At 39.6% G+C, this 16,305-nt stretch carries 14 protein-coding genes; 8 read left to right on the forward strand and 6 right to left on the reverse strand.

Features of this window, described 5'->3' with window-relative positions; genetic code table 11:
• Window positions 1–102: 102 nt before the first annotated feature.
• The 4 genes from ABJN95_RS06785 to ABJN95_RS06800 form a co-directional block, all read right to left on the reverse strand.
• Window positions 103–831: a hypothetical protein gene (locus ABJN95_RS06785; RefSeq protein WP_348369558.1), complete on the reverse strand. Its 729-nt coding sequence runs from the start codon at window positions 829–831 to the stop codon at window positions 103–105.
• A 133-nt stretch (window positions 832–964) separates the two neighbouring features.
• Entirely contained in the window at window positions 965–2,107 is a 1,143-nt protein-coding gene (locus tag ABJN95_RS06790) for an AraC family transcriptional regulator (protein WP_348369560.1), read from the reverse strand.
• Between the two features lie 405 nt (window positions 2,108–2,512).
• Window positions 2,513–2,941 (reverse strand): hypothetical protein, encoded by a 429-nt coding sequence (locus ABJN95_RS06795; protein WP_348369562.1) that lies wholly within the window; start codon window positions 2,939–2,941, stop codon window positions 2,513–2,515.
• 179 nt (window positions 2,942–3,120) lie between these two features.
• Window positions 3,121–3,627: a CvpA family protein gene (locus ABJN95_RS06800; protein ID WP_348369564.1), complete on the reverse strand. Its 507-nt coding sequence runs from the start codon at window positions 3,625–3,627 to the stop codon at window positions 3,121–3,123.
• Between the two features lie 99 nt (window positions 3,628–3,726).
• On the opposite strand from ABJN95_RS06800, the gene ABJN95_RS06805 reads away from it, so the two are divergent.
• From ABJN95_RS06805 to ABJN95_RS06825, 5 genes are all read left to right on the forward strand, one after another.
• The gene (locus ABJN95_RS06805; RefSeq protein ID WP_348369566.1) at window positions 3,727–4,083 is read left to right on the forward strand and encodes a hypothetical protein; all 357 of its coding nucleotides are present in this window, start codon (window positions 3,727–3,729) and stop codon (window positions 4,081–4,083) included.
• Window positions 4,084–4,166: 83 nt separating this feature from the next.
• Complete coding sequence (locus tag ABJN95_RS06810; protein ID WP_348369568.1) at window positions 4,167–4,475, forward strand: antibiotic biosynthesis monooxygenase; 309 nt, start codon at window positions 4,167–4,169, stop codon at window positions 4,473–4,475.
• Complete coding sequence (pbpC, locus tag ABJN95_RS06815) at window positions 4,459–6,807, forward strand: penicillin-binding protein 1C (protein ID WP_348369570.1); 2,349 nt, start codon at window positions 4,459–4,461, stop codon at window positions 6,805–6,807. The genes ABJN95_RS06810 and pbpC overlap by 17 nt, the downstream gene beginning before the upstream one ends.
• A 62-nt stretch (window positions 6,808–6,869) precedes the next feature.
• Window positions 6,870–8,357: a glycerol kinase GlpK gene (gene glpK, locus ABJN95_RS06820; protein ID WP_348369572.1), complete on the forward strand. Its 1,488-nt coding sequence runs from the start codon at window positions 6,870–6,872 to the stop codon at window positions 8,355–8,357.
• Between the two features lie 135 nt (window positions 8,358–8,492).
• Window positions 8,493–10,160: a glycerol-3-phosphate dehydrogenase/oxidase gene (locus ABJN95_RS06825; RefSeq protein ID WP_348369574.1), complete on the forward strand. Its 1,668-nt coding sequence runs from the start codon at window positions 8,493–8,495 to the stop codon at window positions 10,158–10,160.
• Between the two features lie 97 nt (window positions 10,161–10,257).
• Here ABJN95_RS06825 and ABJN95_RS06830 read toward each other — a convergent pair whose 3' ends face one another.
• Window positions 10,258–11,259 (reverse strand): NAD(P)H-dependent glycerol-3-phosphate dehydrogenase, encoded by a 1,002-nt coding sequence (locus tag ABJN95_RS06830; RefSeq protein ID WP_348369576.1) that lies wholly within the window; start codon window positions 11,257–11,259, stop codon window positions 10,258–10,260.
• 126 nt (window positions 11,260–11,385) lie between these two features.
• Here ABJN95_RS06830 and ABJN95_RS06835 point away from each other — a divergent pair, with 126 nt between their 5' ends.
• Window positions 11,386–12,297, forward strand: coding sequence for a nicotinic acid mononucleotide adenyltransferase (locus tag ABJN95_RS06835; protein WP_348369578.1), 912 nt, complete (start codon window positions 11,386–11,388; stop codon window positions 12,295–12,297).
• A gap of 250 nt (window positions 12,298–12,547) precedes the next feature.
• On the opposite strand, the gene ABJN95_RS06840 is transcribed toward ABJN95_RS06835, so the two are convergent.
• Window positions 12,548–13,405, reverse strand: coding sequence for an AraC family transcriptional regulator (locus ABJN95_RS06840; protein ID WP_348369580.1), 858 nt, complete (start codon window positions 13,403–13,405; stop codon window positions 12,548–12,550).
• 154 nt (window positions 13,406–13,559) lie between these two features.
• Between ABJN95_RS06840 and ABJN95_RS06845 the strand changes: the two genes are divergently transcribed.
• Both ABJN95_RS06845 and ABJN95_RS06850 read left to right on the forward strand, forming a co-directional pair.
• Window positions 13,560–14,531, forward strand: a complete 972-nt coding sequence (locus tag ABJN95_RS06845) for a phytanoyl-CoA dioxygenase family protein (protein WP_348369581.1) — start codon at window positions 13,560–13,562, stop codon at window positions 14,529–14,531.
• A gap of 42 nt (window positions 14,532–14,573) precedes the next feature.
• The gene (locus ABJN95_RS06850; protein WP_348369583.1) at window positions 14,574–16,253 is read left to right on the forward strand and encodes a sodium:solute symporter; all 1,680 of its coding nucleotides are present in this window, start codon (window positions 14,574–14,576) and stop codon (window positions 16,251–16,253) included.
• Window positions 16,254–16,305 lie beyond the last annotated feature (52 nt).

A 16,305-nucleotide genomic window follows, 5' to 3' on the forward strand; every position in this document is an offset into this window, starting at 1 on the left:
TTTGAATGAGAAAAACCCTCTAAAAGAATTTAGAGGGCATGTTCATTTGTAACTACAGAAGTTAAAAAAACTCAGGTTACTTGTCAAATTGAAAACCAAACATTAATAACTGGGATTTACATTTTCAAACACCATGATATCAACAGCACCATCAACTCTGAGATGGTTTCCTGTTTCATTATTGTTTCCATCGATTTCCATAACAAAGGAGAATTTCAAATTATTGGTGGTATCGTCAAAGCTGTATTCGCTAATAGTGAACGTAGTGGCAACACCGTAATTATTGCTGACTCTGTTGTTTGTATTGATAGCCCCATAGTAAGAGTCATCAAGTGAGATATAGGTTAAATCATCAGAGAAAATAGCAAAATCTGAAAACTGTATTTCAAAACTAAAACTTTGCGATGCTAAGCCTGCATCAATTACATCTAAAGATATAGCAGCTCCGTTTATTTCATCTACGTTAGGCGCGTTTAACAATCGTAAAAAGTAGAATTCATGATCAGGATCATCGTCTCGAAAATTGTTATTATCAAGTGCGGGAGAAATAAATTCCAATTCCGTTTCGTAGTCAAAAGCCACACTATCAGGCCTCATACCCTGCACCCTAAGTTCTATAGAACCATATTTTGCGAACTCCTCTAGGCCAATTGCATCAGCCCCGTCGGCCCCATCTTGTCCATCGACGCCATCTTGTCCGTTAGCTCCATCTATACCATCAATTCCGTTTAAACCATCTACGCCATCTTCGACGCTACAGCTTGTCATTAAACTACTCATAAATAAGACTAGGCTTGCTGCACCTAGAATTCGTAATACTTTGTTTTTCATGATAAAAAGTTTTTAAAAGGTTAACTCGTTGTGCATGTTGATTTATGCCATTGAGGTTATTTATTTTCCTCACAACGGGTGTTTTATCATGAAATTCTATGAGGGGAGTCCACAATCTTGCAGTTTATTAGATTTAGGACAATTCTAATAGTTTTTTGCGATACTCCGTTGGCGTAACCCCTTCTACAGATTTGAAATACTTGTAAAAATTAGACTTGGAATTGAATCCTGCCTCTAACGCTATGGCCATAATTTTGTAGTTTGAGAAATTGGAATCTTGTAACATTTCTTTGATCATTTCATGCCGATACTGGTTGACCAGGTCGGTAAAACTGATATTGGCCTGCGCATTTACAATCTTTGACACGTAATTGGGTGAAATGTTGAGACGGTCACCAATATCTTGGAGACCTAAAGATGGGTTGGTATAGATTTGGTCATTTTTCAACAGTTGAATAATTTGATTAAAATGTTCCGCCTCTCTGGTGCTGTTTTTCTGAAATGTACTTGCTTTGGCAAGAAGTTGTTTATTTTTGAGTTCGCGTCTTATTTCGGCCCTTTCTTGCGCCAATTTTGATTGATAAATACCCGTATAGCCTACCCAGTAAATCCATATTGTTAACGACAACCACAAAGGATAAAAGAGGGTTATGCTATCTATCGCTGTGGCCATGTCTAAGACAATCAACACAACCCAGCAAACAATAATCGCACAAGAGATGACTAGCATTTTGCGAAGCCAACCTAATTTAAGGAAAAAGCGCTCTGGCATTTTCTTTTTGGCTGCACGAAATTTGTTCAGTAGTCTATAGGAAGCAAGGGCAGAGCCTACGATTGCCACTAAATTAACCAGCTCAAGATAAAAATAGAAGTTGTTTTTAATGATGTCAGGCGTTTCAAGCAAAAAGGTATAAAGGCGAGTGCCCCAAATACAAAGCGAAATAAGAATAAAGGGGGTAAAAAGGGCTAAAGTGTTCTTGGGTTTCTGCGACTCAATCATTGCCCCCTTGACTGAATGTCTCACATACAGGTAAAAGCTTGGCGCCAGTGTTAATGCCCACGGAATATGAAGAAAAGTCAAACCGGGAATTTCTTTCATAAGTCCTACATCCCATGCATAATAATTTAAGTTGCTAATACTAAGAAAGAGCACCGTAAGTGCTAGGAAAGAGTTGGCTTTACTCTTGTATTTTTTGTTGGAAATTACGGCAACAAAAAATATGAATCCTTGTAAAATACCTGATAGTATGAGGGTATTGAATATGTTGAAATTCATAGCAATTGTATAAATACAGGGTCCTTATTCCTCGAAATACTAATTTGAAACCGAGATAAAAAAACAGATTTTGAAGATAATCAATAAATTAAGTTGACCCCTAAAGCGTTTCAACCCTGTTATTATTGATATTTCTTTAAGATTGGGCTACAGCATAGGAACCAACGGTGAAAGTAGATTACCGGCACTTTGACATAGTCCAATATCTTACAATTTGCATGATTTCGGACAACTCCCTTGGTTCTGCTGCGCAACTTTATTTGACCCTTAGGGAGCTCAAAAGGATTTATAAATTAGATATAAAATTGACTTTGACCGTGTTCTGCTTGAAAGGTCTGGCAAAGACGGTTTGTGATCTTAAGAACCTGAATGGTTCAGAATGCGATGCACTGCAACAAAACCTACTTATGAAACCATCCGATTGCTGGAAACTCCTTTGGCCCATTCAATGGCATCTTCCAATGAGTTGAACCTCTTTGACTGCGTTTTGATGAATAGCTTTTCTAAGAGCGCGATAGAATTTCCGATTGTTGAATAGCTTACAACGGCATAGCCGTTTAGCACATAACGATTTTTAAAAAACTTTCGCCAATCTGTTGGTTTAATTGAATAGGAGTTAATTCGGTTGGAAATAAATATAAGATCATGGCCATTCGTGTCATATAAATATGCAATGTCTTCCACTACCTTTTTTCCATGGTTATCCCAAGTAAAAGTAACCCCCTCGTAAACTTCCGCAATCACAAAACCGTCAAATAGGTAGAAGTCACCAAATGAGTAGTTGATTTCATGAATCGCATCATGATAGAATACAGAATCTTTTAACCTTCCCAAATTAGCTTTTTTACAAAAATGGCGTGAGCAAGATACTAGATGTACGAAAGAGAATTTGTTATGGTCGGTTAAAGGCCTATAATATCTATGTAAGGTTCATTTTCGCAAGTAAAACGGTTGAATTCTTGTTCTAAACCCGTATTGAGATAGCATTGTTTCAAAAGGGAGGGCAACAAATTCTATTCCTCCTCCTCTGAATTTTCACCTCCTTCTAAGACGGCAGAAAATACAAATGCCCCAATTTCCTTTACCGGTTCATAGAGCACAGAATGCGCTATGTTCTCATTTTTTAAAAGACCGACCGATGAATTTACACGTTCAAAAAATATAAGAAGAGCCCCAAGAATAACCGCTACTTTCAAAGTGCCGAAAAGCCCTCCAGCAATCTTATTGAGTAGCCCCAACATAGCAAAATCGGCGATTTTGGTCAAAAATTTTCCAGCAAAATTAACGATTATAACTATCGCAATGAAGGTAACAACAAAAGCGGTAAGATTGATGTAACGCTCGTCCCAATCCATATTTTGCGAGAGGTAATTGCCAGCGATATACGAAAAATGAATAGCTCCAAAAATTCCTGCAATCAAAGCAATCAAGGAGGCCAATTCGACGAAAAGTCCGTTTTTTAGGCCTTTGTACAATCCGTAAGCAAGCAACAATCCTAAAATGATATCCAAGAAGCTCATAGGTAAAGCGTTTCAACAAATATAGAACTTTGATTTGTACCTTTGACAAAGCTAAAAAGTTCCTATCTAAATAGATAAGAGGATAGCTAAAAACAGAAAATGTCAAGAGATACACAATTAAAAGCGCGTTGGGAAGAATTGGTAGAAAGACTCTCTAATCAATTCGCTGATGGTGACCCCCTTGAGCTCGATGCCATTATTTACTTGGTTGGGGTGCAAGAATTGGGGCAGTATCACAGAAGATATAAGAAAGATGCAAAGTTAGACTTAATGCATATTGCCATCTGCCGTTTGTTGGAGCCCTATGGGTATTATGAATTTTCGCATTTTGATGAAGAAAGCTGGCCACATTATATAGTCAAGGAAGAGTTACCGCCCTTAAAAGCAGGAGAACAGTCGATATTGATGAAGGAGGCCATTGTATCTTATTTTTTGGAGAAGGAATATATTGTTTGAGCTAGTCGAATCTATGGTTTGACTAAGAAGCTCAAGGAGACTGCATCGATTTGAAAAAGGGCAGGCAGTGCAAAATCAAAAAAATGAATACTAAGACTCCATACTACGCAGTAATTTTTACGTCAACTAGAACCGAGGGCGATAAGGGTTATGCCCAAATGGCGCAACAAATGGAAGATTTGGCTAAACGGCAGCCTGGCTATTTAGATTTCGAAAGTGCCCGAGAAGAGGTTGGTATCACTATTAGTTACTGGGAAAGTTTAGAAGCTATTGCCAATTGGAAAGCAAATACAGACCATTTGTTTGCGCAACAAAAAGGAATAAAAGATTGGTATTCTTGGTACAAAGTAAGAATTTGTTTGGTAGAGCGGGAGTATGATTTTGAAAGATAGATGGTTACACTTCGCTCGCAAACACCCCAAAAAGCTCATTCTTTTTAGTCTACTACTAATCGCGTACTATTTCTGTCTTCCCAAACAATTATTTAAAGTGCCGACAGCTACGGTAGTTGAAAGCAGACAAGGCACTTTGATCGGCGCGAAAATTGCAGATGACGGTCAATGGCGTTTTCCTGTTGTCGATAGTGTGCCGAAAAAATTCGAAACCTGTTTGTTACAGTTTGAAGATGGGCATTTCTACCATCACTTCGGGTTTAATCCTGTTTCAATGGCCAAGGCTATCAGGTCAAATTTCGCTGCAGGAAAGACCGTTCGCGGCGGCAGCACCTTGACACAACAACTCATACGATTATCTAGAAATAAAAACCGCTCGTATTTCGAAAAATTTATTGAATTGATTCTGGCTACCCGCTTGGAGTTACGTCATTCCAAAGAAGATATTTTGAAACTCTATGCAAGCCATGCTCCTTTTGGTGGCAATGTGGTCGGACTTGATGTTGCCTCTTGGCGTTATTTCGGTTTACAGGCACATCAATTATCTTGGGCAGAATCTGCGACCTTGGCAGTTTTACCCAATGCACCAAGTTTGATTTATCCAGGAAAGAATCAACAAAGGTTACTAGATAAACGCAATCGCTTACTGCAAAAGTTACTTACTAAAAAATATATTGATAGCACGACATATCACTTAGCCCTGTTGGAAGAACTTCCGCAAAAACCATATCCGCTGCCCAAAACTGCTCCCCACTTGACAGCGCAAATTGCTAAAAATGCCCATGGGCAACGGGTGAGAACCGCTTTAGACGAAAATCTGCAGCGCAACGTGAATGCCATCGTACAAAAACACCATCTACGTCTACTACAAAATCAAGTACATAATGCAGCGGTTTTGGTTTTAGATGTAAACACTAGGGAAGTACGTAGCTATGTTGGAAACACACAAACCACCAAGGAGAATCAGAAAGATGTTGATATGGTACGTGCGAACCGAAGTACGGGTAGTACCGTGAAACCCTTGCTTTATGCTGCCATGTTAGATGCTGGTGAATTGCTTCCAGATATGTTAGTGGCTGATGTACCTACTCAAATTGCTGGCTATACCCCAGAGAATTTTAGTGAGGAATATAGTGGTGCAGTTAAGGCGAAAAATGCGTTGGCGCGCTCCTTAAATATTCCAGCAGTGCGATTGTTACAGTCGTACGGGCTAGCAAAATTTAGAGACCAGTTGGATGTTTTTGAATTGGGAGGATTGAACAAATCGGCAGACCACTACGGCCTAACCTTAATTCTCGGCGGCGCAGAGAGTAATTTATGGGATCTATGCAAAACATATGCGAATTTGGCATCTACCCTCAACCATTTTAATACAACCTCAAGCGAGTACTTTTCAAGGGAATTTACTGAACCTACCTTTTTAAAGGAAGGAGTTGACTTTGGAGAAAAATCCGTTGAAAAAACAGTCTTTGATGCTGCGAGCATTTACCTCACTTTTGAGGCCATGAAAGAGGTGAACCGCCCAGAAGGCAATGAATCATGGGAATTTTACGATAGCAGTAAGGAAATCGCTTGGAAGACGGGCACAAGTTTTGGCAATAAAGATGCTTGGGCCATCGGTGTAACTGCAGCATACGTCGTGGGTGTTTGGGTAGGAAATGCCGACGGAGAAGGCCGTCCGAATGTGTCGGGAGTGACCAGCGCCGCTCCTATTTTATTTGATGTTTTTGACGTGCTTCCCCGTAGTGAATGGTTTCAAAAGCCTTTTGATGAATTTGTCGCTATTGATGTTTGTGCTAAGAGTGGCTATTTGGCAACAGCTATATGCCCCAAGACATCCATAACTATTCCCAAGAAAGAAAATTACGTGAAGGAATGCCACTACCACCAAATGGTTCAATTAGATGCGCAAAAGCAATTCCGTGTAAATTCATCTTGTGTTGACTTATCAACCGCTGTATCATCATCGTGGTTTTTATTACCACCGCTTATGGAATTTTATTACAAACGAACGCATCCGAATTACAAGCCCTTACCCCCGTTTCGAAATGATTGCAAAAGTACCAATTCGCCTCCTATGGAATTCATTTATCCTAAAAACGGAAGCCGCATTTCATTGACAAAAAACTTCAAGGGTGAGAAAAATGAGATGGTCTTGAAATTGGCACATGCAAAACCCGAGACCGAAGTCTACTGGTATTTAGATGACCGATTTATTTTGCAAACAAAAGACTTTCATGAAATCGGATTAATTCCGGGCTTAGGGAGACATAAGATTACTGTGGTAGACGCTCTCGGAAATGAATTAAATGTTACGATAACTATAGATTAGTTTACCGCTTTTGAAATGGTAAGTTTAAGCCCTATATTTAGAACTTAGTCAACACAAAAACTATGGCAAATCAATACATTATTTCTTTAGATCAAGGTACCACAAGTTCACGCGCTTTGTTGGTTGATCAAGCAGGGGCCATTCAAGGCATGGTTCAAAAAGAGTTTAAACAGATTTTTCCAAAATCAGGATGGGTAGAACATGACCCGAAAGAGATTCTAGAATCGCAACTAAGTGTTCTTGCACAGCTTGTAGAAGAGCAAGGTATAAGCGCTTCGGCAATCAAAGCCATTGGAATTACCAATCAGCGTGAAACGGCCATTGTTTGGGATAAGAATACAGGAGAACCAGTTTACAACGCTATTGTTTGGCAAGATAAACGTACCGCAGACATCTGCGAGAACATGAAAAACAATGGTTTAACCGAACACGTTAGGCAAACCACAGGACTCGTAATTGACTCCTATTTTACCGGAACCAAAGTGAAATGGATTCTAGACAATGTCCCTGGAGCAAAACAAAAAGCTGAAAACGGCGATTTGTTGATGGGCACCGTAGACACCTGGTTGGTTTGGAATATGACTAAAGGCAAAAGTCATGTTACCGATTATACCAACGCATCTCGAACCTTGATTTATGATATTGTACATCTGAAATGGGATGCTAAGTTGACAGAAGTTTTAGGTATTCCGAAAAGTATGTTACCTGAGGTTAAACCATCAGCACATCATTTTGGTGATTATGAATTGGACGGGGTTAAAATCCCTATTGCTGGGATAGCCGGTGACCAACAAGCGGCACTATTCGGCCAGGCTTGCTTTAAAGAAGGAACTGCAAAAAACACCTATGGCACGGGCTGTTTTATGTTGATGAATACAGGAGATAAACCAATGTTCTCCAAAAATGGATTGTTAACCACCATTGGATATGGTTTGGATGGCAAAGTAACGTATGCCCTTGAGGGAAGTATTTTCATTGCCGGCGCAGCTGTGCAATGGTTAAGAGACGGACTAGAATTAATAAAAGATGCACGTGAAACAGAAGCCTTGGCTGATTCTGTAGAAGGTGAAAATCCGGTATATGTAGTTCCTGCCTTTGCAGGACTGGGAGCTCCCTATTGGGATATGTATGCCCGGGGTGCTGTCTTCGGATTAACACGTGATACTGGTAAAGCACATTTAGCGAAAGCGACCTTAGAATCATTGGCGTATCAAACCAAGGATATTTTAAAGGCGATGGAAGATGATTCAGGAATAGAATTGGAAAATCTTCGCGTCGACGGTGGTGCATGTGCCAATAACCACCTAATGCAGTTTCAGGCAGATATTTTGGATACAGAGGTCCATCGGCCTGAAGTCATCGAATCTACGGCGATGGGTGCAGCGTTTTTGGCAGGAATTCATGTTGGACTTTGGAAACAGGAAGACGTTGACCAAAACAGACCCATGAACCGTATTTTCAAACCTACTTTTGACCGGGTAAAGAGAAAGCGCTTGTATAGCAAGTGGCAACAAGCGGTCGAAAGAACCAAAGGTTGGGAAGAACAGTAAAAAACGTCTTTGCGAGAAGCAGGGCATGAGCCGATTGAAGAAGCAATACGTTTGTTCGGAACATGAATGATAGTATGAACTTTGAGGAGACAGATTGCAAGTTCGACAGATCTCCTCGCAATGTCGATTAAATAAATGTCAAAAAACATAAAATTCTCGAATCTAGACCGGGCAAAAACAGTTGACAAACTGGCTACCTCAGTATTCGACCTAGTGGTAATCGGAGGTGGAATAACAGGCGGTGGCATAGCTTTAGACGCTGCCTCCCGCGGATTGAAAGTGGCACTGGTTGAAAAAAATGACTTTGCTTCTGGAACAAGTAGTAAATCGACAAAACTAATTCATGGTGGACTGCGCTATCTTAAGCAATTTGATTTTTGGTTGGTTAAAGAAGTGGGTTCCGAGCGGGCAATCGTACATAAACTAGCACCCCATCTCGTGCTTCCCGAAAAAATGTTGCTTCCGTTAATTGAAAATGGCTCGTATGGCAAATGGCTGACTTCCATCGGCCTCAAAGTTTACGATATTCTTGCCCAAGTTACTGGCGATGATAAACGTAAAATGTTGGAGAAAAAGGAAGCCTTAAAGCTTGAGCCTTTACTTCCAAAGAAAATATTAAAAGGCGCAGGTTATTATGCAGAGTATCGAACAGATGATGCTCGATTGACTATTGAAAATATAAAAACAAGTTTACAATTTGGGGCAACAGCTCTGAATTATGCTTCTGTTCAAGATTTTCAATACACTGATGAAAAGATTTCAGGCGTAAGTGTGATGGATGAAATTTCAGGGGAAGATTTTACCATCCAAACCAAATACGTAATTAGCGCTGCGGGTCCTTGGGTAGACGAACTCAGAAGTGTAAACAACTCTAAAAAAGGAAAACGCCTGCATTTGACTAAGGGCGTCCATTTGGTTTTTCCGAAAGAAAAATTACCGGTAAAACAATCGGTGTATTTTGACATTCCAGATGGGAGAATGATGTTTGCTATTCCAAGAGGAAAAGTAACTTACGTAGGAACTACCGATACGAACTTCAATCTTGACAAAGACAAGGTCAGAACTGATTTGGCGGATGCGATATATTTACTTTCGGCAGTAAATAATATGTTCCCAAAAATTAACTTGGAAATGGAAGATATTGTTTCTTCATGGGCAGGGCTTCGGCCATTAATTCATGAGGAAGGAAAATCTGCCTCCGAACTTTCACGAAAAGACGAGATATTTACTTCAGATACTGGTTTGATTAGCATTGCAGGCGGAAAACTTACGGGATATCGAAAAATGGCCGAACGGGTTGTTGACCGTATCGCCAAAAAACTAGAAGAGGAGGGGACTACTTTGAAAGAATGCCATACCGATGAAATTTACCTCTGTGGAAATGTAGATTTCAAAAAGTTTAAGCATGTCAAAAAATATATAGCAGAAGTCTTTGAAAAAATTAAAGCCGACGGATTTACGGAGTATGATGCTTGGTTCTTGGTCACCAATTACGGCAAACAAACTGAAATCATTTTAGAAACCTATGCAAGTTTAAAAGATACCGACAAATATGAGCGAATGGCCAAGGCAGAATTGCGTTTTGGTGTCGATTACGAAATGGTACTAAACCCTATGGACTTCTTTATTCGTAGAACGGGGCGTTTGTATTTTGATATTGAAGGTGTCCGGTCTTTGATGAAACCTATTTTAGATGAATTCAAGAAGATTTATAAAGTTGATGACGCTCAAGTGCTAGCTTGGAGAGACCAGTTGCATCAAGAGTTGGAGGAGCATTCTAATTTTTCAATGGAACGCCAATAGTGGGCCTTGGTGATGTGCTAAATTGACTATTCAAGATCCCTTTATGTTATAACCCATTGTCTGCTCCTAACTATAGAATGCTTCAAGCAAAGAAGCGTTAATCCAACCTATCCGTTAGCGCTTTAAAAACCCGCCTCGCATTTGCCCCTTGGTAGAGCACTTTATAAACAGCATCAATTATTGGGGTTTGTACTTTTTTGCTAAATTTTGCTTTTTGGTCATAGGCGGTTTTGGCCGCATAATAACCCTCGGCTACCATCTTCATTTCCATTTGAGCGCTTTTTACAGTATAACCTTTACCAATCATATTCCCAAACATCCGATTACGACTAAATGTGGAGTATCCAGTAACTAATAAATCTCCTAAATAGGCTGAGTTATTAATATTGCGTTTCATTTTATGCACACGTTTGATATAGCGTTTCATTTCACGAATGGCATTACTCATCAACACACTTTGAAAATTATCACCATAGCCCAAGCCGTGATAAATTCCGGCTGCCAAGGCATAAATGTTTTTCAACATGGCGGCATATTCGGTTCCAATAATATCGTCAGAAATTTTGGTCTTTATATAGTGGCTTTTTAAATTTTCAGCAACCAATTGCGCCTTTTTTTCATCTGCACAGGCAATGGTTAAATACGATAGGCGCTCGAGAGCTACTTCTTCTGCGTGACAAGGGCCTGTAATTACACCAATGTTTTCGAAATCGATGTTGTATTTTTCATGAAAGTGCTCGCCCACAATTAATCCCGTTTCCGGTACGATTCCCTTTATGGCCGAAAAGATGATTTTATCTTTCAAGGTCAAATTCAACTTTTGAAGCTCACTTTCTAAAAAAGCAGAGGGGATAGCAAAAATGAGCACATCAGAAGAACCGATAATTTCATTGATATCATCCGTCAGCTGCAACTGCTCGGTGTGAAACTCCACAGAACTTAGATAATTCGGATTGTGTTTTTCCTTTTTTATGTAAGTAACAGCGTCAGAATTTCGCATATACCAGCCTACCTTGTCTTGATTTTCAGTTAGCATCTTCACAATTGCCGTGGCCCAACTTCCACCTCCTAGAACCCCAAACTTCATTTCTTTTGACATGAAATCTAATTAAGAATACAAAGCTAATGAATTAAAAAATCGAAACCTTAAATACTCATTATCAAGTATTTAAAATTATTGGCATGGCATTTGTTTTATATGAACTGAATTTAAAATCAGACCGTTATGAAGGCAAAACGACTTTTAGGATTACTACTTTTGGGTGTATTGATGACCTCTTGCTATGTAGATACCATTATTGAAGACGATTTCATTGAAGAGTCGGCCTTCAATACAGATCAGGTTTTGCGATCATATGATTTATGGTATGTAGATATTAATGCGACCACGGGAAACGGCGAAGTGCCTTTCTTGCAGCGCGCCTTCACCATTTCATTCGATAATGGAACGGTTTATGCCAATAACAATATCGTTGGCATTGGTAAAACAGGTAATGGATTTGGAATCGATGTGGGGAGCTACGGTACGCTTCGTGGAACGGTAGAAATCAATCATGATGTTGACGGGTTATGGCTGTTAGACATTTTCGCCGTGAACGGAAATACCATAGAAGTGAGAGATCCACGTTCTGGAACGTCTTATTTTCTAAACGGATATCAAATCAGCAACTTTGATTACGATACGGTCTTCTATGACAATATCAACTTTTTTTTACAAGAGTATGATGCCTGGGAAAAAATATTTACCAGTGAAGAGGGTGCGTTTAATGATTTTGATGATGAGAATTTCATACAGTTTAATCCAGATTTCTTTCGATCTTCAATTGATAACCCCGGAACATCTTTAAGTAATATCCAATGGGATTTTGAAGGTGATTATCAGGTGTATGACGTAGAAAACGATGAAACACTCAAAACTTTAACACTTGCTTACGACTTTATGGGCAATGATTACTTCGAGCTTTACGTTATTAATGATAGTACAATTGAGCTATATCACCCTTCTAGTGAAACGGTATATGAGTTTAAAGGAAAAGGATATCAGCAGTACTTAAAATCGGGCAAAAGCGCGGTGTCTAGAAAAAGAACGAAGACTTCGAATCCTATCATGAAGGTCAAAAGAAGTCGTGTAAAATAAGTTTGATAAGCTCTCACCCGGAGCACAGTTACGGGCGAAGTGAACAATTTTTGGTTGGTTATTTAGTTAGAAAACCCCTCGAACAGAAATGTCGAGGGGTTTTTTCTTTGAAAACAAGCTACCAATAACTGCAACTGCCGATATCACCAGCGCTATTGGCGTTTATACTGAATAGGTACGGTTGTAGATAAAGAGGCTGTATTTTATGCATGGCTGTTGATACGGGTAGCATTTTTCGGTTAATTGAATTTTATCTCGAAGAACGGTCTTGCAGTTTTCTTTTGAAATCTGATGGATTTTCTGTTGTTATCTTCTTAAATGTACGATTGAAATACGACAGACTCTCGAAACCGCATTCATAACAAGCTTCGCTGATATTCTTCCCCATTAGCAACAAACGTTTGGCCTGACTAATACGATATTGATTCAAGAAGCTGATAAAAGTGCTTCCTGTTGCCTTCTTGAAGTAGCGGCAAAAAGCAGGTTTGGTCAAATTGCAAAGCGCTGCAACTTCATCAACTGCTATTTTATTTTGGTAGCGTTCATCGATTAGTGCATAAATTTGACGAATTCGCTCTTGTTCTTTTTTGCTATATCGATTTACGTAGGGTTTGGTGTGAAGCAATGCGTACTCCTTACTTTCAGCCAGTTGCTTTAAAATGTGAATGGATTGCATGAAGAACTCAAAGGGAGGTAATAGATGCAGTTCTTTTAATAATTCACCAACCTCTTTTTTTATTTCACCTGAAAATGCTAGTCCGTATTTAGAGCGTTCCATCAAGACTTCAATAGACTGTAGCTCAGGCATTTGTGCAATGAAGTTTTCCTTAAATAAAGGTTTGATATGCAATACTTCTTTGCGATAGGTAGTAGCAACCCCATGGTCAAAATTTAGATGCGGAATGTTCGATCCAATCAGAACGAGATCACTATTGGTAAATTGTGAAATATGATTTCCTACATGACGGGTGGCACTTGCCCCTTCAATATATACGAGTTCGAATTCTGGATGAAAATGCCAGTAGAAGAGATGATTTAGTTTAGGATCATGTAAAAGACGAAATGGACTTTTAGAGGCCGGATTAATGGTTTCTAGTTGGATTTTCATTCTTAAATGTAACGAAATTGTCACTAAATTATACGGTATGGGTATAAAATATCAATATTGTTCAAATAGAAATCAATATTGAGGTGGAGAAGCTGTGTTTTCGTTTCTAGTTTTACAGTAGCAACAAAGTAGTAATTTTAAAAAATCATGCACTATGGATTCAAAATATAAAATGGAAATGGCCAATAAAGCCCATGAGGAAATTCCTGGAAACCCATCTACAGCAACGAGTAGTAAACAGAAATTAAATGATCGTTCGAATGGGAAACCACTTCGGGTATTAAGCGAGGAAGACTGGGCATTTTGGATGCATAACGGCTACATCGTAATCAAGAACGCCATTCCAAAGGAACAGGCAAAAGCCACTGCTGATTTTATCTGGGAGTTTGACGAAAAAGATCCTAACGATTCAAATACTTGGTATGCTCCTCCAAGGGCAGAAATGCAAATGAAAGAACTTACGGGTACGGGAATGGTGGAGGTTTACAACCATCAGCACTTGTGGAACAATAGACAAATGCAGCGCGTTTATGATGCATTCGCTGACGTTTGGGGTACTGAAAAACTGTGGGTAACCATTGACCGCGCTAACTTGAATTTTCCATTGCAACCAGGAGTGGATAAAAAGGGCTTTATTCATTGGGATTATGACCCTGAAACCCGGCCTCAAAATGTTCAAGGCGTGCTGGCGTTGGCCGATCAAACTGATGAAAATATGGGAGGCTTTCAATGCATTCCATGGTTATATCGCAACTATGATACCTGGAAACTAAGTCAACCAGAGGATCGCGATCATTTTCAACCTGATATTTCAAACCTAGAAGATAAAATTGTAAAAGTAAAAATGGAAGCTGGCGATTTGTTGATTTTCAATAGTACCGAACCCCATGGTATTCGTCCGAACAGGTCCGGTGATAAAGTGCGAATTGCCCAGTACATTTCCATGATGCCGGCGGAAGAAGACAATGAAGAACTTAGAAACTGGCGTATCAATTCATGGAGAAATCGAATTGCCCCTGAAGGCTATGCATTTCCTGGAGACCCTAGAAAATGGGAACAAACCAAATATGAAACCGCTAAGCTTACCGACTTAGGAAAAAAACTCCTAGGTTTGAATAATTGGTAGCTTAAAAAGACCAAACTAACTCAATTATAAAATCACCATGCTATGCTTTCAACCCTTAGTTTTTGGGATATTGCCATTATTCTAGTCTATTTCGCAATTATACTGTGGATTGCCCAATGGGCCTCAAAAAGTAAAACGGATTCTGGGGGTGCGGTCGACTATTTTTTGGCCGGTAAGAACTCAGGATGGCTGGTGATCGGAGCATCTCTATTTGCTTCGAATATAGGTTCTGAGATTATTTTAGGTGTCTCCGGTGCCGGTGCACGCGGTAATATGCCGATGGCGAATTTTGAGATAATTGCCTCCCTAGTTTTAATCCTTCTAGGCTGGGTATTCGTACCTTTTTACTTGCGTACCGGAGTATACACCATGCCAGAATTCCTTGAAAAACGATATTCTAAAGCCTGTAGAAGTTACCTTTCTGTGATTTCAATTTTGGCCTATGTCATCACTAAAATTTCCCTTATCATTTTTGCCGGAGCATTGGTTTTTGAAACCATAGGGGTTCCTTTTTGGACCGGTGCCATAGTTACTGTTATTGCCACCGGGTTCTACACCGTATTAGGCGGCCTGAAAGCAGTAATTTACACTGATATGGTACAGGCCTTTATTTTGCTGTTGGGTACTATTGCCGTTACAGCATTTGGTTTGTATGCTTTGGGCGGATGGGATCATATGATAGAGGTGATTACCACTGCCTCCGCCAAAGAAGGCAATCCACCCACCGAACAGTTTTTTAACTTATGGCGACCTATGGCCGACACCGAATACCCGTGGACAGGAATGCTATTCGGAGCACCAATACTAGGTGTTTGGTACTGGTGTACCGACCAATATATTGTACAGCGAACGCTTTCTGCCAAAGACGTAAATAATGCAAGAAAAGGTGCGCTATTTGCCGGATACTTGAAATTACTTCCCGTATTTATTTTTTTTATACCCGGAGTGATCGCATATGCACTACTTCAAGAAGGGGCAATTGAGTTTTCTATGGAAAATGCAGACCAAGCCTTGCCAGCAATGATAAACGGATTTCTCCCAACAGGGTTAAAAGGTTTGGCCATTGCAGGCTTATTAGCTGCGTTAATGAGTTCACTTTCATCTGCCTTTAATTCGAGTTCTACCCTTTTGACTATTGATTTCTATCAAAAATACAGGCCCAAGGCAACTCAGAAAGATTTGGTTCGTTTTGGTCGATTGGCAACCATCGTTTTGGTCCTCGTTAGCCTAGGGTGGATTCCTTTTATGAAAGCCCTTATGGGCGGTGGAATTTTTCACTACCTCCAAAGTGTACAGGCCTATATTTCGCCCCCAATTGCGGCAGTATTCCTTTTCGGATTATTTTATAAATGGATAAATGCCAAAGGTGCGATCGTTTCTTTATGGGCTGGTTTTGCTATTGGAGTGTTTCGATTAATTGCTGAATTTTTGGCCAATGAAGGAACAATCAATGTTACTGAAAATTCGCTATTGGGAATGTTTCTAGGAATTAATTTCTTACACTTTGCCTTGTTTTTGTTCCTATTCTGTGCTGTTGTATTAATGGTAGTTAGTAAATCTGGACAAGCTCAACCAATCAAAGAATTAGAACTAGTTACCTTTCAAGAACATTCTGAACGACCAAAATTCAAATGGTCTTCAGATGCTACCCTTACCATTATTCTAATCGGATTGGTGTTACTCTTATGGGTGCTCTTCAGTACATGGGGTATTGCAGGGTAGCGCTTAATTTTGCTAAAATTGTATGTACGAGTCTAGTCGAGGCTTATTTTAA

The sequence above is a fragment of the Maribacter sp. genome, from assembly GCF_039974175.1.
In the GTDB taxonomy this organism is placed as follows: Bacteria; Bacteroidota; Bacteroidia; order Flavobacteriales; family Flavobacteriaceae; genus Maribacter_C.